Annotated in this window: 18 protein-coding genes and 2 tRNA genes; 16 read left to right on the plus strand and 4 right to left on the minus strand. The window is 56.0% G+C overall.

All coding sequences use genetic code 11. The features are described 5' to 3' along the window. Positions 1-14: 14 nt before the first annotated feature. A complete protein-coding gene (locus PNI01S_RS20945; RefSeq protein ID WP_054911130.1) occupies positions 15-1,298 on the minus strand; it encodes an NAD(P)/FAD-dependent oxidoreductase in 1,284 nt (427 codons plus the stop codon). A 186-nt stretch (positions 1,299-1,484) separates the two neighbouring features. Between PNI01S_RS20945 and PNI01S_RS20950 the strand changes: the two genes are divergently transcribed. Both PNI01S_RS20950 and PNI01S_RS20955 read left to right on the plus strand, forming a co-directional pair. Then, positions 1,485-1,561 (plus strand) — tRNA-Val (locus PNI01S_RS20950). Positions 1,562-1,699: 138 nt separating this feature from the next. Further along, complete coding sequence (locus PNI01S_RS20955) at positions 1,700-2,221, plus strand: DUF4946 domain-containing protein (protein ID WP_024763160.1); 522 nt, start codon at positions 1,700-1,702, stop codon at positions 2,219-2,221. Between the two features lie 68 nt (positions 2,222-2,289). On the opposite strand, the gene PNI01S_RS20960 is transcribed toward PNI01S_RS20955, so the two are convergent. Both PNI01S_RS20960 and PNI01S_RS20965 read right to left on the minus strand, forming a co-directional pair. Further along, positions 2,290-2,514 (minus strand): hypothetical protein, encoded by a 225-nt coding sequence (locus PNI01S_RS20960; RefSeq protein WP_017516486.1) that lies wholly within the window; start codon positions 2,512-2,514, stop codon positions 2,290-2,292. A gap of 443 nt (positions 2,515-2,957) precedes the next feature. Further along, positions 2,958-3,311 carry a histone-like nucleoid-structuring protein, MvaT/MvaU family gene (locus PNI01S_RS20965; protein WP_024763161.1) on the minus strand — a complete coding sequence of 118 codons (354 nt, stop codon included), beginning with the start codon at positions 3,309-3,311 and terminating at the stop codon, positions 2,958-2,960. Between the two features lie 256 nt (positions 3,312-3,567). Here PNI01S_RS20965 and PNI01S_RS20970 point away from each other — a divergent pair, with 256 nt between their 5' ends. The 10 genes from PNI01S_RS20970 (at position 3,568) to PNI01S_RS21020 (ending at position 12,081) form a co-directional block, all read left to right on the plus strand. Continuing rightward, positions 3,568-4,401 carry an alpha/beta fold hydrolase gene (locus PNI01S_RS20970; protein WP_084358942.1) on the plus strand — a complete coding sequence of 278 codons (834 nt, stop codon included), beginning with the start codon at positions 3,568-3,570 and terminating at the stop codon, positions 4,399-4,401. Between the two features lie 241 nt (positions 4,402-4,642). Next, entirely contained in the window at positions 4,643-6,565 is a 1,923-nt protein-coding gene (gene thrS / locus PNI01S_RS20980) for a threonine--tRNA ligase (protein ID WP_084358943.1), read from the plus strand. Further along, positions 6,565-7,116 (plus strand): translation initiation factor IF-3, encoded by a 552-nt coding sequence (gene infC / locus PNI01S_RS20985; RefSeq protein ID WP_169887484.1) that lies wholly within the window; start codon positions 6,565-6,567, stop codon positions 7,114-7,116. The genes thrS and infC overlap by 1 nt, the downstream gene beginning before the upstream one ends. Positions 7,117-7,176: 60 nt before the next feature. Beyond that, positions 7,177-7,371, plus strand: coding sequence for a 50S ribosomal protein L35 (gene rpmI, locus PNI01S_RS20990; protein WP_017516491.1), 195 nt, complete (start codon positions 7,177-7,179; stop codon positions 7,369-7,371). A gap of 21 nt (positions 7,372-7,392) precedes the next feature. Beyond that, positions 7,393-7,749, plus strand: a complete 357-nt coding sequence (rplT, locus tag PNI01S_RS20995) for a 50S ribosomal protein L20 (protein ID WP_003099086.1) — start codon at positions 7,393-7,395, stop codon at positions 7,747-7,749. A 97-nt stretch (positions 7,750-7,846) separates the two neighbouring features. After that, positions 7,847-8,863 carry a phenylalanine--tRNA ligase subunit alpha gene (gene pheS / locus PNI01S_RS21000; RefSeq protein WP_024763164.1) on the plus strand — a complete coding sequence of 339 codons (1,017 nt, stop codon included), beginning with the start codon at positions 7,847-7,849 and terminating at the stop codon, positions 8,861-8,863. 34 nt (positions 8,864-8,897) lie between these two features. After that, positions 8,898-11,276 carry a phenylalanine--tRNA ligase subunit beta gene (pheT, locus tag PNI01S_RS21005; RefSeq protein WP_024763165.1) on the plus strand — a complete coding sequence of 793 codons (2,379 nt, stop codon included), beginning with the start codon at positions 8,898-8,900 and terminating at the stop codon, positions 11,274-11,276. A gap of 3 nt (positions 11,277-11,279) precedes the next feature. Beyond that, on the plus strand, positions 11,280-11,582 hold the full coding sequence (gene ihfA / locus PNI01S_RS21010; protein ID WP_003090661.1) for an integration host factor subunit alpha: 303 nt from the start codon (positions 11,280-11,282) through the stop codon (positions 11,580-11,582). Beyond that, positions 11,563-11,919 (plus strand): MerR family transcriptional regulator, encoded by a 357-nt coding sequence (locus tag PNI01S_RS21015; RefSeq protein WP_015476661.1) that lies wholly within the window; start codon positions 11,563-11,565, stop codon positions 11,917-11,919. The genes ihfA and PNI01S_RS21015 overlap by 20 nt, the downstream gene beginning before the upstream one ends. An 85-nt stretch (positions 11,920-12,004) precedes the next feature. Then, a tRNA-Pro gene (locus PNI01S_RS21020) sits at positions 12,005-12,081 on the plus strand. Between the two features lie 185 nt (positions 12,082-12,266). On the opposite strand, the gene PNI01S_RS21025 is transcribed toward PNI01S_RS21020, so the two are convergent. Beyond that, on the minus strand, positions 12,267-13,154 hold the full coding sequence (locus tag PNI01S_RS21025; RefSeq protein ID WP_143514265.1) for a hypothetical protein: 888 nt from the start codon (positions 13,152-13,154) through the stop codon (positions 12,267-12,269). Positions 13,155-13,438: 284 nt separating this feature from the next. Here PNI01S_RS21025 and PNI01S_RS21030 point away from each other — a divergent pair, with 284 nt between their 5' ends. From PNI01S_RS21030 to PNI01S_RS21045, 4 genes are all read left to right on the plus strand, one after another. Beyond that, complete coding sequence (locus PNI01S_RS21030) at positions 13,439-13,636, plus strand: helix-turn-helix transcriptional regulator (RefSeq protein WP_084358945.1); 198 nt, start codon at positions 13,439-13,441, stop codon at positions 13,634-13,636. 1,149 nt (positions 13,637-14,785) lie between these two features. Then, positions 14,786-15,937, plus strand: a complete 1,152-nt coding sequence (locus PNI01S_RS21035) for a hypothetical protein (protein ID WP_256576701.1) — start codon at positions 14,786-14,788, stop codon at positions 15,935-15,937. Continuing rightward, positions 15,938-16,417 (plus strand): three component ABC system middle component, encoded by a 480-nt coding sequence (locus tag PNI01S_RS21040; protein WP_256576702.1) that lies wholly within the window; start codon positions 15,938-15,940, stop codon positions 16,415-16,417. It abuts the gene before it with no gap. After that, positions 16,414-18,528 (plus strand): DUF3732 domain-containing protein, encoded by a 2,115-nt coding sequence (locus tag PNI01S_RS21045; protein WP_084358947.1) that lies wholly within the window; start codon positions 16,414-16,416, stop codon positions 18,526-18,528. The genes PNI01S_RS21040 and PNI01S_RS21045 overlap by 4 nt, the downstream gene beginning before the upstream one ends. Positions 18,529-18,917 lie beyond the last annotated feature (389 nt).

Genomic DNA, 18,917 nt, shown 5'->3' on the forward strand with positions numbered 1-18,917 from the left:
TTTGAAGCGAGGCGTCAGATACCCAGCTTGTCGCGCATGGTGTAGTACCAGGCGCCGATCGCGGAGAACGGAACCTGGAACATGCGACCACCCGGGAAGGGGTAGTGCGGCAGGGTGGCGAAGGCGTCGAAACGTTCGGCCTGGCCACGCAGCACCTCGGCCAGCAGTTTGCCTGCCAGGTGGGTGTAGGTCACGCCGTGGCCGGAGCAGCCCTGGGAGTAATAGATGTTGTCGCCGATGCGGCCAACCTGCGGCAGACGCGAGAGGGTCAGCAGGAAGTTGCCGGTCCAGGCGAAGTCGATCTTCACGTCCTTCAGCTGCGGGAAGACCTTCAGCATCTTCGGACGAATGATCGCCTCGATGTTCGACGGATCGCGCGCACCGTAGACCACGCCGCCACCGAAGATCAGGCGGTTGTCGCCGGTCAGGCGGTAGTAGTCGAGCAGGTAGTTGCAGTCCTCGACGCAGTAGTCGGTCGGCAGCAGGGACTTGGCCAGGTCGGCGCTCAGCGGCTCGGTGGTGATCACCTGGGTGCCGCACGGCATGGACTTGGAAGCCAGCTCCGGCACCAGGCCGCCGAGGTAGGCGTTACCGGCTACCACGATAAACTTGGCTTTCACGCGGCCCTTCGGGGTGTGCACGACCGGGTTGGCGCCACGGTCGATCTTCACGGCAGGGGACTGCTCGTGGATCACGCCGCCCAGGGATTCCACGGCTGCGGCTTCGCCCAGGGCGAGGTTCAGCGGGTGGATGTGGCCGCCGCTCATGTCGAGCATGCCGCCGACATAGCTGTCGGTGCCCACGACTTCGCGGATGCGCTTGGCGTCCATCAGTTCCAGCTGGGTGTGGCCGAAACGCTCCCACAGCTTTTTCTGCGACTCCAGGTGGCCCATCTGCTTGGCGCTGAGGGCTGCGAACACGCCGCCGTCCTTCAGGTCGCACTGGATGTTGTACTTGGCGATACGCTCGCGAATGATGCGGCCGCCTTCGAAGGCCATGTCGCCCAGCAGCTTGGCCTGCTTGGCGCCAACGGAGCGCTCGATGACGTCGATGTCGCGGCTATAGCTATTGACGATCTGGCCGCCGTTACGGCCCGACGCACCGAAGCCAACCTTGGCGGCTTCCAGTACGGTGACCTTGAAACCGTTTTCCAGCAGGAACAGGGCGGTCGACAGGCCGGTGTAGCCAGCGCCGATCACGCAGACATCGGTTTCCACCTCGCCCTGCAGTTCAGGACGGGCCGGGACCGGGTTGGCCGAAGCTGCGTAATAGGAAGAGGGGTAGGAAGTGTGCGGCATAATGCACCTGTGTTTGTTATTTTTTACGAGATGTGCGGATGCTACCTGAGTCGAATCTGGCCGGCTAGTGCCCGTGCAAAATAATTTACGGACGGTCGAACATAAAAAAATTCACTTTTTCAGTGGCTTAGCTGAAAAAAGTGCTTGACCGGTGAAAACGATCGCGTAGAATGCGCCCCACACGACAGGCACATAGCTCAGTTGGTTAGAGCACCACCTTGACATGGTGGGGGTCGTTGGTTCGAGTCCAATTGTGCCTACCAAACATAATCGCTTCGGCGATTTCAGAAAGGGCGATCCGAAAGGATCGCCCTTTTTGTTTGTCTTCAGGAAAGTGGCTTCTCTGCAGGGGTGGTGGCGCGCCTGCTATGTTTTCTCCTGGCTGATGGTCGGAGGTGGTGATGCTCGGTCTGCGATCCTGGTTGTTGTTCGGTGCGCTCTTGGTGCCGTTGCCGGCGCTGGCGGAAATGCAGGTGATCTGGCCGCAGGGTTGGGAAGTGTCGCGCTCGCCGGTTGATGCGGCAGCGGACGCGCCAGTGATTCGTCAACGCGGCGTGCGCTTGGCTGAAGACGGTTCTCAAGACCTGGTCATGGAGGTCACGCGCAGTCGGCTCGGCTCCGGCGTCAGGGTCAGTGCCGAGAATGTCATCGTCGAGATGCGCAAGGCGTTGCAGAAGGACTTCATGCGCCAGGGCTTCCAGGCGGCTTGCAGCAAGCCGTTGGATACCCTGCTTGGTGGTCTGGAGGGTCTGGAGGTGCATTGCGGGATCAGCCAGAATGGCACTGAAGTGCTCAAGCAGACCGTGCAGGTGGCGCTGGGTGATGGTGCGGCCTATTCATTGACCTATGCGGCGCCTGCGCAGCGCTATGCGGAATTGCTGCAGGAGATCGAGACGGTGAAGGCGGGCATCAGCCTGCGCTGACTTCTTCCTTTATATGGATGGCAGAAAAGCAAAAGCCCCGCTCATGCGGGGCTTTTTCGATTCCGGGCTCAGGCAGCGATGGTGGCTTGCACTCGCTGGATCACCGCGTTCAGCGGCGCCTCGCCCTGGTATTGCTGGGGGTAGAGGCGTTCGGTGTGCTTGGCGATGCCATGCTCGTTGACCAGGGTGAAGCTGAAGCCATGCTTGCGCTTGGCCTGGATGACGCAGTTCAGAGGGGCGAAGGCCGCCGAGAGGGTGCCAATCGCCTCCAGGATTTGCGGGGAGGTTTTCATTGTCTTGTCTTTCCAAATAGGTAACGGTCCTATGACCGTCGAAATCGTCAAAAGCTCCGGTTGCGATCTGAGAATGCAGAAAACGTATGACCGGAATATGGCAGCGATTGGAAACTTGGGGGTCGGTTCGCGTCAGTCTGCGGTGTTGGGTAATTGCAGGTGATTTGACGTGGGGCGCTGGTCGCTCGGGCAAGCTTTCCTGGCACGGTTGGCGTGCTCTGGAATCGATGCGGAGGATGCGCTGGCCGTGGCCCTGTGGACCCCAGCTTCTGCCCTGGATCAGGTAGGGAGTGCTGGGAGGGGCGACCTTGGGTTTGGTTTTCGCTGAGGGGATTATAAGGATTTCTGCTAACGATGGCTAGTTTTTATACAGCCGCCGGTCAGTTCCTTCTGGGAAGGTGAGAGATTCCGCGGAGCGGGAGCGCTCCGCGGAACAATCGGACTCACTGCAGCCAGGATTCCACGGTGTCGCCACCGTACTGTTGTTTCCAGGCTTTCAGGGTCTTGTGGTTGCCGCCCTTGGTCTCGATGGTCTCGCCATTGTGCGGGTTCTTGTAGATCTTCAGTTGGCGAGTGCGGCGCGCCGGCTGTGCGGCTGCGGGCTCGGTGGAAGTCTGCGGGTCGAGAATCTCGATGACGTTGCGCAGGTTCATGCCGTACTGGTCCATCAAGGCTTGCAGTTGATCCTTGAACTCCAGTTCCTTTTTCAGGCCGCCATCGCTCTTGAGTTTCTCGAGCAGGGCGAGTTGTTCCTGGAGTTTGCGCTCGGCTTCGCGGAATTCCGCAAGTTTGGACATCTGGGTGCTCCCGTATGTAGGGTGATTTGTACGGGGCGATTCTGTGTTCTGGTGATTGTTCGCGTCAACTGAATATATGAATTGTTGCGATTGGGAAAACACACTTTAAATGTAATCAGCGGATGAAGGGTTGGTGGATTAATTGAGTGATTGGGGATAATGCGCGGGCTAAAGGGTGTGGTTGGGTTTCGTTCGGGCTGAGTAATCCCTGCAAATCCTGTGTGATTTATTGTGGTGCGTTGCCTGTGAGTGCTGGATGAATTTCGAGATTGTGAAATACCGGGTCAATGACTATGAACTGACGTGCCAGGTTGCCGGGCAGGGCGTGCCCCTGCTGCTGGTACACGGGTCGCTTTGCGACTACCGCTATTGGCAGGCACAGGTCGAAGCCTTGTCTGCCCGTTACCGTGTGATCGTGCCCAGCTTGCGCCATTATTTCCCGGAGCAATGGGGCGGCCAGGGGATTGGCTTTTCGACGGAACAGCATGTTGATGATCTTCTCGCCTTGATCGACCAGTTACCTGCGCCGGTCCATCTGCTGGGGCATTCGCGGGGCGGCAACATCTGTTTGCGAGTGGCACTGATGGCTCCGCATAAATTGCTCTCTTTGGCGCTGGCTGATCCAGGTGGAGACTTTGCGGACAATGTCTTCACTGGAGCAAATATTGAAGCGCCGGTATCTCCTGTCGAACGCAATCAGTTTCGCCAGCAGGCGCTTGGAATGATTCGCGAGGGAGATGTTGAAGGAGGGTTGCAGCTCTTTGTCGATACTGTCAGTGGGGCGGGAGTCTGGTCGAGGTCATCTGCACAGTTTCGTGAAATGGCGACGGCCAATGCCATGACCTTGGTTGGGCAGGTTGCCGATCATCCTGCGCCTATTAATCGGGAGTCGATATCGCAGTTGCAGTTGCCAGTATTGCTGATCGGCGGAGCCAGAAGTCCGGAGCCGTTTCCGCGAATCCTCCAGGCGCTGCAACTGAGTCTTGCGGATGCGCGCTTGGTGACGATTCCCGGCGCCTCCCATGGCATGAATGTGATCCGTCCGGCGTCCTTCAATCGCGCTGTGCTGGAATTTGTCGATCAGTACTGAGCGAAGTCAGGCTCTGCGCTCGTCAGCTTGCGCAACTTGCAGTAACATCCAGCGCCCTGTCCGCTATTGTTTGCGATCAGGTTTTCGATTTCTTCCAGTGATCTACGTCCGCGCGCGAAAGCGCAGGGTGCCGACAAGGCGCCTGCCACTGTGAGGCAGGCCTGCCCGGCGGGCGACGCTTACTGGCACATCCCAACCCATGTGGCCTTTCGTAGGGGTCACCACTAGGAGAGGAGGCGCCATGCCCATCATTACTCTTCCCGACGGTAGTCAGCGTTCCTTCGATCATCCGGTCAGCGTGACCGAGGTGGCGCAATCCATTGGTGCGGGCCTGGCGAAAGCCACCCTGGCCGGCAAGGTCAACGGCCGTCTGGTCGATGCCTGCGACATCATCGACAGCGACGCGACTCTGCAGATCATTACCCCGAAGGACGAGGACGGGCTGGAAATCATCCGCCACTCCTGCGCTCACCTGGTGGGCCACGCGGTCAAGCAGCTGTATCCGACCGCCAAGATGGTCATCGGCCCGGTGATCGACGAAGGCTTCTATTACGACATCGCCTTCGAGCGTCCCTTCACGCCGGAAGACATGGCCGCCATCGAAAAGCGCATGGCCGAGCTGATCGAGAAGGACTACGACGTCATCAAGAAGATGACGCCGCGTGCCGAAGTCATCGAGACCTTCAAGGCTCGTGGTGAGGGGTACAAGCTGCGCCTCATCGACGACATGCCGGACGAGAAGGTCATGGGCCTGTACTTCCACGAGGAGTACGTGGACATGTGCCGTGGCCCGCATGTGCCCAACACCCGGTTCCTGAAAGCCTTCAAGCTGACCAAGATTTCCGGCGCCTACTGGCGTGGCGACTCGAAAAACGAGCAGCTGCAGCGCGTCTATGGCACCGCCTGGGCGGACAAGAAGCAGCTGGCTGCCTACATCCAGCGCATCGAAGAGGCCGAAAAGCGCGATCACCGCCGTATCGGCAAGCAGCTCGACCTCTTCCACCTCCAGGAAGAAGCGCCGGGCATGGTCTTCTGGCACCCGAACGGCTGGACCGTCTATCAGGTGCTCGAGCAGTACATGCGCAAGGTGCAGCGCGACCACGGTTACGTGGAGGTTCGTACCCCGCAGGTCGTCGACCGCATCCTGTGGGAGCGCTCCGGCCACTGGACCAACTACGCCGAGAACATGTTCACCACTTCGTCGGAAAGCCGCGACTTCGCGGTTAAGCCGATGAACTGCCCATGCCACGTGCAGATCTTCAACCAGGGCCTGAAGTCCTACCGCGACCTGCCGCTGCGTCTCGCCGAGTTTGGCGCGTGTCACCGCAACGAACCGTCCGGCGCGCTGCACGGCATCATGCGTGTACGTGGCTTTACCCAGGACGATGCGCACATCTTCTGCACCGAAGAGCAGGTAAAGAAGGAAGCGGCCGACTTCATCAAGCTGACCCTGCAGGTCTATTCGGACTTCGGTTTCAGCGATGTCTCCATGAAGCTGTCCACCCGTCCGGCCAAGCGCGTCGGTTCCGAAGAGCTGTGGGATCGGGCCGAAAGTGCTCTGGCCGACGCTCTGAACGAATCCGGCCTGGAGTGGGAATACCAGCCGGGCGAAGGTGCCTTCTACGGTCCGAAGATCGAGTTCACCCTGAAGGACTGCCTTGGCCGTAACTGGCAGTGCGGCACCCTTCAGTACGATCCGAACCTGCCGGAGCGCCTGGATGCCAGCTATATCGCCGAAGATAACAGCCGTACCCGTCCGGTCATGCTGCACCGCGCGATCCTCGGCTCGTTCGAACGCTTCATCGGTATGCTGATCGAGCACTACGCCGGTCTGTTCCCGGCCTGGCTCGCACCGACCCAGGCGGTGGTGATGAATATCACTGACAAGCAGGGCGAATGGGCCGAAGAAGTGGTGCGTCAGCTCGAGCAAAGCGGATTCCGTGCCAAGTCTGACTTGAGAAACGAGAAAATTGGCTTTAAAATCCGCGAGCATACTTTGCTCAAGGTTCCCTATCTGCTGGTTATTGGTGATAGGGAAGTTGAATCGCAGGCCGTCGCCGTACGTACGCGCGAAGGGGCAGACCTCGGCTCGATGCCGGTCGCCCAGTTCGCGGAGCTTCTCGCTCAGGCGGTTTCCCGGCGTGGTCGCCAAGACTCGGAGTAATCATTATTAAGCGTGAAATGAGACAGGATAAGCGGGCTCTCCCGAAACCACCGATCAACGAAAACATCACCGCCCGTGAGGTGCGTCTGATTGGTGCCGACGGTCAACAGATTGGCGTGGTCTCCCTCGACGAGGCCCTCCGTCTAGCCGACGAGGCCAAGCTGGACCTGGTGGAAATTTCTGCTGATGCGGTGCCTCCTGTCTGCCGCATCATGGACTACGGCAAGCACCTCTTCGAGAAGAAGAAGCAAGCCGCTGCTGCGAAGAAAAACCAGCACCAGCAACAGATCAAAGAAATCAAGTTTCGTCCAGGGACGGAAGAAGGGGATTACCAGGTAAAACTACGCAACCTGGTACGTTTCCTTAATGAAGGGGACAAGGCCAAGGTATCGCTTCGATTCCGTGGTCGTGAGATGGCCCACCAGGAGCTGGGCATGGAGCTGTTGAAGCGAGTCGAAAACGACCTCGCCGAAGTCGGCACCGTGGAACAGCATCCTAAGCTGGAAGGACGCCAGCTGATGATGGTCATCGCTCCCAAGAAGCGTAAATAACCTCCCGGGCACTGGCAGGCCTGATGGTTATCAGTTGTTAACGAATGCGGAGTACTAAACATGCCAAAGATGAAAACCAAGAGTGGCGCCAAAAAGCGCTTCAAAGTGACTGCTGGTGGCATCAAGCACAAGCACGCTTTCAAGAGCCACATCCTGACCAAAATGACCACCAAGCGTAAGCGTCAGCTGCGCGGCACTTCGATGCTCGCTGCTTCCGACGTTCGCCGTGTAGCGCGCTCCCTGCGTCTGCGTTGATTTCTGGTAGAGGATAAATAAATGGCTCGTGTTAAGCGTGGCGTAATTGCCCGTCGTCGTCACAAAAAGATTCTGAAGCTCGCAAAAGGCTACTACGGCGCGCGCTCGCGCGTGTTCCGTGTTGCCAAGCAGGCGGTAATCAAAGCAGGCCAATACGCCTACCGCGACCGTCGTCAGCGCAAGCGTCAGTTCCGCGCCCTGTGGATCGCCCGTATCAACGCTGGTGCTCGTCAGAACGGTCTGTCCTACAGCCGTCTGATCGCTGGCCTGAAAAAGGCGGCCATCGAGATCGACCGTAAGGTACTGGCCGATCTGGCTGTGAACGAAAAAGCGGCGTTTACCGCGATTGTCGAGAAAGCGAAGGCCAGCCTGGCTTAAGCCCCACGACAGTTACCGGATCTCGGTCCGGACGTAACGTCACCGATAGGGGAAGAGCCTTACCGCTCTTCCCCTATTTTGTATCTGGAGTTGGTACATGGAAAACCTGGACGCGCTGGTTTCGCAGGCCCTGGACGCCGTGCGAAACACCGAAGACGTCAACGCCCTGGAGCAGATCCGGGTTCACTACCTCGGCAAGAAAGGCGAGCTGACCCAGGTCATGAAGACCCTGGGCGACCTGCCGGCCGAAGAGCGCCCCAAGGTCGGCGCGCTGATCAACGTAGCCAAGGAAAAGGTTCAGGATGTTCTGAACGCCCGCAAGGCTGAGCTGGAGGGCGCCGCCCTCGCCGCCAAGCTGGCAGCCGAACGCATCGACGTGACCCTGCCGGGCCGTGGCCAGTCCTCCGGTGGCCTGCATCCGGTCACCCGCACCAAGGAACGCATCGAGCAGTGCTTCACCCGCATCGGCTATGAAGTCGCCGAGGGTCCGGAAGTCGAAGACGACTACCACAATTTCGAAGCGCTCAACATTCCGGGTCACCACCCGGCTCGTGCCATGCACGACACCTTCTACTTCAATGCGAACATGCTGCTGCGCACCCATACCTCGCCGGTACAGGTCCGCACCATGGAAAACCAGAAGCCGCCGATTCGCATTGTCTGCCCGGGCCGCGTCTACCGTTGCGACTCCGACCTGACCCACTCGCCCATGTTCCACCAGGTCGAAGGTCTGCTGGTCGATGAAGACGTCAGCTTCGCCGACCTCAAGGGCACCATCGAAGAATTCCTCCGCGCCTTCTTCGAGAAAGAATTCTCCGTCCGCTTCCGTCCGTCCTTCTTCCCCTTCACCGAGCCTTCGGCGGAAGTCGACATCCAGTGCGTGCTTTGCAGCGGCAAGGGTTGCCGCGTCTGCAAGCAGACCGGCTGGCTGGAAGTCATGGGCTGCGGCATGGTCCACCCCGACGTGCTGCGCATGTCCGGCATCGACCCCGAGAAATACCAGGGCTTCGCCTTTGGCATGGGTATCGAGCGCCTGGCCATGCTGCGCTATGGCGTGAACGACTTGCGCCTGTTCTTCGACAACGATCTGCGGTTCCTCGGCCAGTTCCGCTAGCCCGCACGACCGTCAACGCATTTAGGAGAGCAGGATGAAATTCAGTGAACAGTGGCTGCGGAGCTGGGTAAACCCGCAGGTATCCCGTGACGAGCTGGTAGCTCGTCTGTCCATGGCCGGCCTTGAGGTCGACGCCGTGATCCCGGTCGCCGGTCAGTTCAGTGGTGTGGTCGTGGGCGAAGTGCTGTCGACCGAACAACACCCGGACGCCGACAAGCTGCGCGTCTGCCAGGTCAGCAACGGTTCGGAGACCTTCCAGGTCGTCTGCGGTGCGCCCAATGTGCGCCCAGGCCTGAAGATCCCCTTCGCCATGATCGGCGCCGAGCTGCCGGGTGACTTCAAGATCAAGAAGGCCAAGCTGCGCGGCGTTGAATCCAACGGCATGCTCTGCTCGGCCAAAGAGCTGGAAATCAGCGAAGAGAACGCCGGCCTGATGGAGCTCGCTGCGGATGCGCCGGTGGGCGCCAACGTCCGCGACTACCTCGAACTGGACGACGCTTCCATCGAGATCGGCCTGACCCCGAACCGTGGTGATTGCCTGTCTCTGACCGGCCTCGCTCGCGAAGTCGGCGCGCTGTACAGCGCCGAGGTCAGGCCGGTAGTGGTTGGCTCAGTTGCTCCGCAGATCGATGAAGTGCGCAGCGTTGAGCTGCTGGCTCCCAAGGCTTGCCCGCGCTACCTCGGCCGCGTCGTCCGCAACGTCGACCTGAGCAAGCCAACCCCTCTGTGGATGGTTGAGCGTCTGCGTCGTTCCGATATCCGCAGCATCGACGCCGCCGTCGACATCACCAACTACGTAATGATCGAGCTGGGCCAGCCAATGCATGCCTTCGATCTCGACGAGATCAAAGGCGGCGTGCGCGTGCGCATGGCAGAGGAGGGCGAGAAGCTCGTCCTGCTCGACGGCCAGGAAGTCACCCTGCGTGCTGACACCCTGGTGATTGCCGATCACGAACGCGCCCTGGCCATCGCCGGCGTGATGGGTGGCGAGCACAGCGGCGTCAGCGCCAAGACACGCGACCTGTTCCTCGAAAGCGCCTTCTTCGACAACATTGCCGTTGCTGGCAAGGCCCGTTCCTATGGCCTGCACACCGATGCCTCGCATCGCTTCGAGCGTGGCGTGGACTCGCAGTTGGCTCGTCGCGCCATGGAGCGTGCTACCGAGCTGCTGTTGCAGATCGTCGGCGGCGAAGCTGGTCCGATCGTGGAAGCAGTCAGTGAAGCGGACCTGCCCAAGGTCGCTCCGGTTACCCTGCGTGCCGAGCGCGTTACCCAGATGCTGGGCATGACCCTGGAAAACACCGAGATCGAGCGTCTGCTCACCGCCCTGGAGTTCGACGTCCAGAAAGCCGGTGCCGATGCCTGGACCGTTGGTGTGCCGAGCCATCGCTTCGACGTCTCGATCGAAGTCGACCTGATCGAAGAGCTGGGTCGCCTGTACGGCTACAACCGTCTGCCGGTGCGCTACCCGCAGGCACGCCTGGCGCCGAACACCAAGTCCGAGTCCCAGGCCGAGCTGCCCGCGCTGCGCCGCCTGCTGGTCGCCCGTGACTACCAGGAGGCCATCACCTATAGCTTCATTGATCCCAAGGTGTTCCAGCTGTTCCATCCCGGTGTCGAGCCGCTGATGTTGGCCAACCCGATCTCCGCCGACATGGCCGCCATGCGCGCCTCGCTCTGGCCGGGGCTGGTCAAGTCCCTGCAGCACAACCTCAATCGTCAGCAGACCCGTGTGCGCCTGTTCGAAAGCGGCCTGCGCTTTGTCGGTCAACTGGAAGGGCTGGTGCAGGAAAACATGCTCGCCGGCGTCGTCTGCGGTGCACGTCAGCCGGAAGGCTGGGCGAATGGTCGCGAGAGCGTCGACTTCTTCGACGTGAAAGCCGACGTCGAAGCGCTGCTGGGTAACGCCGGCGCCATCGAAGCCTTCACCTTCTCCCCAGCGGAACACCCAGCGCTGCACCCGGGCCAGACCGCCAAGATCGAGCGCGATGGCGTGCTGGTCGGCTACCTCGGCGCGCTGCACCCGGAACTGGCCAAGGCGCTGGACCTGGATCGCCCGGTGTACCTCTTCGAGCTGGTCCTGGCCGAAGTAGCCAAGGGTCGTCTGCCGAAATTCAGCGAACTGTCGCGCTTCCCCGAAGTACGTCGTGACCTGGCGCTGATCGTCGATCTGGATACTCCGGCCGAGTTCGTGCTGGCCAATATCCGTGAAACGGCGGGCGAATGGCTGACGGATCTCAGGTTGTTTGACGTCTACCACGGTAAAGGCATTGATCCGCTTAGAAAAAGCTTGGCCGTTGGCTTGACCTGGCAGCATCCATCACGCACTCTTAATGATGACGAGGTGAACGCGACTACGCAGAATATCGTCGCCTCGCTGGAACAAAGGTTCAACGCCACGTTAAGGAAGTAGCGTATGGGGGCTCTGACGAAAGCTGAAATTGCTGAACGTCTGTACGAAGAGCTGGGCCTGAATAAGCGGGAAGCCAAGGAACTGGTGGAGCTCTTCTTTGAAGAGATTCGCCAGGCGCTGGAGCATAACGAGCAGGTGAAGTTGTCGGGCTTCGGCAACTTCGACCTGCGCGACAAGCGTCAGCGTCCCGGACGCAACCCAAAGACGGGAGAGGAAATCCCGATCACAGCCCGGCGCGTCGTCACCTTTCGTCCAGGGCAGAAACTGAAGGCCAGGGTTGAGGCTTATGCTGGAACCAAGTCATAACGACGAGCTGCCCCCCATTCCGGGCAAGCGCTACTTCACCATCGGTGAAGTGAGCGATCTTTGCGCGGTGAAGCCGCACGTGCTGCGGTACTGGGAACAGGAGTTCCCGCAACTCAATCCGGTCAAGCGAAGGGGCAACCGGCGCTACTACCAGCGCCAGGACGTGCTCATGATTCGTCAGATCCGCGCACTCCTCTACGACCAGGGCTTCACCATCGGCGGCGCTCGCCAGCGCCTCACCGGCGACGAAGCACGCGAGGACGCCACCCAATACAAGCAACTGATCCGGCAGATGATCGCCGAATTGGAAGATGTACTGCATGTGCTGCGCAAGTAACTGAAAAAAATGAAAAAAGCACTTCTCCAATACAAATGCTTGGGGTATAGTGCGATCCGCTTCTGAGGGAACTCAAAAGCAACGTCGGGGCGTAGCGCAGCCTGGTAGCGCACTTGCATGGGGTGCAAGGGGTCGAGTGTTCGAATCACTCCGTCCCGACCAAAAATCCCTAGAAAATCCAATCACTTAGCGGTGGTTGGATTTTTTTATGGCCGAATGTTTTTTGTGCCCTTCGAATTTTGCCCCACTTTTTGCCCCACCGGAAAATCTCGCCGTTTTGTAGGTAGTTTTTGAGGTGCTTCTCGAGCCGAGCATTCCCTGGGGCATTGAGCCAAGCGATCGAGTATCTAGAGCTCGATCCCTCGCAGGACACGAATCTGCTCTTTGAGATAGAGATCCTTCTCATCCTCCATCTGCAGAAGGATTTCCAGGACGCGGGCTCTAGAGATCTCGTGGTCCTTGGAGAATCTATCCAGACGCTTGATCGCCTTGTCACTCAGGATGAAGTTGTGCTGCTTCTTTCCTTTCGCTTTCTTGCGGCGCAAAGCCTGACGCCATAAGCGTCTAGCGGTGGAAATGCAATATTTCCTCTCAACGTCGCTCCAGGTCCACGCGTCTGAGGCGATCAGCAACTCTTGCAGGGTCTGCGGCGCTACTTCGGGAAGCTTCTGCTCAGGTTGGTGTTTCCTCACCCATTCGACTACGTGCCGGCATGCTCCTGCTTCATTGGCTTCTTGAATCCAGTTGAGCTGCTTGTCCAACCGCGTTTGTTCGTCCCAATCCCGTTTCAGGCCAATAACGAATGACTCCTTTACCTTCGGCGCTAAGCCGGAACAGTCGATCTTGGCTACCAGCCTCTCTCTCTCCGTGAGCGCTGAAGAATAGATATCTGGAGTGCGAATGCGCTTGTCGCGGTTAAGCCGATCTTGGATCCAGGTCAGCTGACGCTTGCAGTCCGATATCCAGGTTATGTGCTCCTCCGAAACCATCTGACGGCTTTGGTCGACAGCGATTTCCTCTAGTGAGAGCCGAAAGCTCTTGATGCTCTCCGTCATCTGCTCGGACATGGTTCTCGGATTCAGCGCCTCACTGCGATAGAGCGCTTTTCCGCGTAGAGCGAGATAGAACCAAAGCCAAATGTCGTCACGGCGCTCGTTGGGTGCCTTTCCGTGAGGGCTGGATAGAGGTTTGTCGACGGTGAAGCCGGAATTGAGAGAAGAGCGGCGGCGAGTCATGAGTTCCTTGCCTTGGTGAAAGCTTCTAGCTGCGAAATAGAGCTGGAATAGATGGCTTGTAGATGTGACGTAGAGGGATTCTAGAAGCTGCCTAGATGCCGTTTTAATAAGACATATCTGGAATTCCGGGGCTTGCAGCTGTATTTCATCCATATCTGCTCTGCAGACTGCCTTCTTCGTAAAGGTGCTGGTGCTCGTTGGTGCCGCCAGAGCTATCCAGAGCTGGGCCCAGTCATTAAAAACGAGACCTGCCAATCCTCTGAACGAAAACCAGGAGACCGTTCATGAGGATCATCCGTTTACGAGAAGTCATGGCTACTACCGGTCTGGCCAGATCGACCGTCTACAAGTACATCAGCGAAGGGGCCTTCCCGAAGCCGGTGTCATTGGGGGAGAGGTGTGTGGGGTGGGTAGAGGAAGAGGTGCACGATTGGGTGATGGAGAAAATTGAAGAGCGTGACGCTGCTTTGAGAGTTGCGTGAGAGAAGGGCCAGGCATAAACGCGGTGACTGGCTGTGTCCAGTCACCGCGTTTATGCCGTTTGGATGAGTGAGCGAAGGAGGGCTAAGGCGGCAGGGTCCCAGAGCCCGGGTTTACGGCCCAAGCCAACACAGCTCGATGATCGCCTACATCACTAAAAGACTCGCGAGTCGGTCGGCTGAGCGTTTGCTCGTGCTCCCTAGAAGCCTTAGCGCCTATTGCACAATCTGGCTCGTGCTTCGCCTTGCCTGCTCGGCCAACTGAACAACCCTCCGCCAGGCGCAGAGGGTTGCGGTGAGACAATCGGTTGTCGATGGGATGGCTTGCTCGTATTCCAAAGCTCAGAATGTAGCCTGCAGCACCACCAACTAAGATTGTGAGAGGACCTGATAGCTCCTTGATCAGGCACCGTTGGCATACGACGAACCTAGGTCTTCTTTCGGCTGTGGATGCAATCGGTGAACGCAACACAACGAATCTTGCGTAAGCAGGTGGAGTGTTGCAGATGAAGCAGAGAGCTCGGTACTACACCGTAAGCCAGAAGGCATCGATGTGGGATCGCTCTAAGGCCGGCGATTCGCTCCAGCAGATTTTGTTTATCGTCCAGATGCACTGTCGCTCTAAGCTTGGCTTGGGCCTGTGCAGCGGCTCCCAGAAGTGAACCGAGAATACTCCGGCGACGCCGCTACCTCATGCCTTAAGCACGCATGGCGCTTCCAGAAGAGCTGATATGGCGTCCATCGAAACTGCTTTGGTCGCCTCCCTCGTAATTGTGGATCGCTTAGGAGGAACCCTCCGCCATTAAAAGCTTCCAGGACGCTGGGCTGCTAACGCGTGAAAACAATCTGACAGATAATATTGCAAACGAGCAGTATAACAACCCTTAAGCCTGACACAATTTACAGTCACACCGTCGGTGCCTCCCTAGTCCGCTCAGCACTTCATGCTTTTGCCAACAAAGTGCCATCACGATAGAATTCAGAGGCTGCTCATTGCGATACTGTACATACAAACAGCATCGAGTAACTGCCCCACTTAGCCTCTGTGTTTGTATTGGTTTTTTTTTGCAGGATGGGACTCGCCAGGGTGGCCGTATCTCACGCTCCTGGTTAATTCACCTTGTCACGACAGTGGCGTGACGGCCGGAGGACGTGTTGAATAAACTCGCTAATAATGCAACGAGACTACTTGAAGCCATTTCCTACCAGCTAATAGTAACGCTGGAGTATTGCCATAATTTGGCTGAAGGGCAGACCCTTTGGCTAGAATATTATGGTGACGTTACTGTAGAGGGTGAAGTTCAGATTGAAGTCAAAGACTTCGTCGAAGATTTAACTGATGGGCACATCAATTTTTGGAATACACTGAAAAATTGGATGTCGCCCAATTTTAAGCAGGTTAAGTATTCTGAGTTGATTTTGCTGACTACGCAGACATACGGCGCCGCTTCAAAGCTCCGTCATTGGAACCAATTGCCGCTTCAGGAGAGACTTGAGCTTTTACAGAATGTCCTTGAGCAAAGCGAGGCCAGGATTACAGTCTCGAAAGAAAAGCCGTCCCGGGCTGTCAAGGCCCAGCAGTTTGTGATGGCTGAAGAAAGAAGGGACACGCTGCTGGATGTCATAGAGAAAGTAAAAATCCTTTCTGAAGAGCCGGATCTAGTTACGCGCGCTGACCGAGCAAAGAGTGTCTATGGAAAGGGAATACACCCTGCTAAACGTGACGACTACTTCCGAGCCTTAATGGGATTCTTGATTGATCCTGATAAATCCAAGAACGGCTGGAAAATTACCTACGAAGATTTTGACCTACAGATCTCCTCCCTGAATGCGGTGTATGGCAGAAATTCTCGAAGATTTCCAGTTGTGGATAAAAGCCTATTTCAGGGTAGCGTTAGTGATCCTTCTTATGCTGAGCGTCTTTTTGTAAAGAAGCTTCATGAAATCGAATATGCCACAAAAGTCCCTACAGCCATTTTAGAGCATATGGTTGCGGTGCATACAATCAGCAGCGAGTTTCAAAGATTCAGCTTGGAGAAAGGTGACATTGATCGCTACAAAGAAGAACAACTAAAACGCCATTTGAGTCTTAGAGCTGCGGCAATGAGGAAATGCAGTCGCGAGCCTAAGGAGTACTGGTGTGACGAATCAAAGAATTTTTTCGATCTTCGTTGCGGTGAATCCCCAGATAAAATATCCACCTTCGATGATGTGACTTTAGAGTTTCGCAATGGAATCTGGCATATGCTTGCTGATGACGAAGATGAAGTGAACTCTGAGAAACTCCATTGGAGGCTCTGGTAAATGGACGCGATGGAAATGAAGGCACCAACATCTGATCATATTCACACACTGCATCGCAGTCCGTTGATCATGGCTCCAATTATTCATGCCTTCTACAGCGAACTAAAACAGAGCCCAAAGAATATTTTGTTCAGCTACCTTGTTCTTCCCTTCGTACTTCATGAGCCCACATCTGCTTATTTATACCGTTTGAGTACGCGTAGCAACTGGCGGACCATGATCTCGAATAAGGCTCGGATCTCCGGAGTGCATAAGAGAATCCAGACTCTTCGAGAAATCACTAACGTAACTGTCATGAGCCTTGTGAGTGCCGGATATTTAGAGATTGACGAAGATTTGATTGTAAAGCCAACTGCGAAGAAATTTCCACAATTGCAGGGGGTGGAGAGAAAGGTTGTATCGGCTCGAAAGCTCGCTGGGGTGCTGGAAGAGAGAGAGCCGCAGCATATATATAAGTCGCTAGGGATCGCTCAGTTATGAAGTGCTTCGTTAAGTCAGTTGGCGTTATTGATCACGACAATGAGATACACAAGGTAACATTCAAACCAGGCTTGAACATTATCACGGGCAAGTCGTCGATGGGCAAAAGCGCCATCATAGAGATTTTTGACTTCTGCTTCGGCAATAGTGATGACACTATCCCCAAAGGCGTCATTACGCAGCGCTCGAAATATTACTTCACCATTCTGCAGTTCGAGAGTCAAACGGTCGTTCTCGCTCGTGACAGGGCTAGCGATAGGGCAAGTGACAGAGTTTTCATCAGTGAGGTCTCTGGCACGCTAGACGAAACACTTGCCAGGATGAAAGAACCTAAAAAGTTCTTTTTCCCAAGCCTGTTTCTTCCCTTACGCGACTTTAAGAAAGAGCTAGGCCGCCACTTCGCCGTAACAATGACGGACATTGATGAAGATCAAAGTGGGAGGGCGTTTGGCAAGAGCAAAAGCGCGACCCCCTCTGTCCGTAGTCTTGTCTCCTTCATGTTGCAACACCAGAATCTTGTGGCAAACAAACATGCCCTATTCTATCGCTTTGATGAGAAGGAAAAGCGTGAGCAGGTTGTAGATCACCTCAAGATATTCATGAATTTTGTGGATCAAGATTATTTCTGGCTGTCCCAAGAGTACAACAACCTCAAAGCAGAGCAGAAAAAGCTTGAGGCGCAAATACCCAAGAATAAGGAAGCGAAAGACGAGTTCATCAAGAAAGTGGATGAATTGCTTGCCGAGTATAAGTCTGCTGCTGGTACCAGCTTAATTGCTCTGACGGGTGCCCAGATAGCAGCCAGCCTCAAGTCCTCATTTGAAAAAATTCGCAATGCAAATGTTCGGATTGATAGCCAGGCAGACGATTATGTCGTGCAGAAAAAAGAGCTAGAGCAGCAGAGGTCAGAAAAAACCTTCGTAGTTCGTGATCTTCACGACCAGCTACGCGCTGTCAGGTCTTCCATAAGCTTTACCGAGGAGTTTGCAAAAAACATAAGCGAAATTCCCGTCCCGGAATACGCCGAGGTCAACGAGGCAAATTGTCCATTTTGTGATGCGCCCAACCAGCATATTGAAAATGAAGCGAATAAGCTTAGTGATGCCATTAGCTGGATGAACAAAGAGCTTAGAACCTCATCCTACGCGCGCGAGAGCTTTCGTGAAGAGGAGAGTCGGGTTTTAGCCAAATATAAAGAGGAGAAGGATGCACTCTTCGGCATTCAGACCAAGATTAATCAGCTGGATAAGCAGGTAGATGATCTCAAGAAGAAAAAGACAGTTGATGAGATTGCGCTACGCATTAAACATCGCATTGAAATTGTGATTGAGGATTACTCCAACAGACCGAAATATGAAGTTGACGGAACTCTGCTGACTATTAAGAAAAGACTTTTGGAAATAAAGCCACTCCTAGACGCTTATGACGTATCCAGAAAGATGGACGATCTAAATGATCTGATCAACAGTGAAATGGCCCGCATAGGTGCTGGTTTTGATTTTGAGGAGGCTTACAAGCCAATCAAACTCAAGTTCGATCTGAATAACTTTGATTTGTGGCATGAAAGCCCTGAGATGGGGAACGTCTATCTGCGCTCAATGGGCAGCGGGGCGAACTGGCTGTATTCGCACCTAACCTTGTTTCTGGCCCTCCATTCGGTATTCGCGTTGAAGCATGAAGAGGGATGCAAGATACCCCCCATCCTTTTCCTTGATCAGCCAACCCAGGTTTATTTCCCGGCAAAGATTGATCATGGCGAGGCCTTTGACGCACAAGCGTTGGCTGCACTCACGCAGACGACGGCAAGAGTTGATGCTGACCTGCAGTCGGTCACTAACATGTTCAACAAGCTCGTCGAGTTCTGTCTGCAAACAAAAGATGCAACAGGAGTAATGCCGCAAATCATCGTTACCGATCATGCCGATGAATTGGAGCTGGAGGGCGAAGCAACGTTCGAGTCGTTTGTGCGTGCCACCTGGCGTACTCGCGGCTTCATCGCAGATCGTGTTGCAGACGCTCCCGCTGAACCCACTGGTGAAGAAGATGCAGAAACACTAATCTCAGATCCTATTCAAGCTTCGGCTGAAGATCCGACTGAAGGACCTGTGTAATAGGCATGCCTGAAAGGCACTGTCCAAGATAGTGTGAATCGCACTAGTTTGTAAGCACCTCCAAGCCCCAAATCAGATCGACTAAACCCTGCGTAGCTGTCCGCTTTTCGGAAAAAAGCGGACACCTCTACAGCGTCTATAAAGACGACTATAGCGTTTGCAGGTATCAACGAAGCGAGGGCTCACACCTTGTAAGCCGATGGCTCTCAAAGAGGAGCAAGGTCTCGCTGACGCAGCTCGACTCGAATCATCTGACCTATGACTCCCATGGTGTACCCTGGCAGCTCTCGACGCAGGCGTATGTGACTTCTACGTGATTGTGAGTAAACAGATGAATGGATGCTCAATCGTTTGGGGCACGGCAAACCAGCCGTTGAAGCTTGCTCATT

Origin of the sequence: Pseudomonas nitroreducens NBRC 12694 (assembly GCF_002091755.1) — a bacterium.
Classification (GTDB): Bacteria; Pseudomonadota; Gammaproteobacteria; order Pseudomonadales; family Pseudomonadaceae; genus Pseudomonas; species Pseudomonas nitroreducens.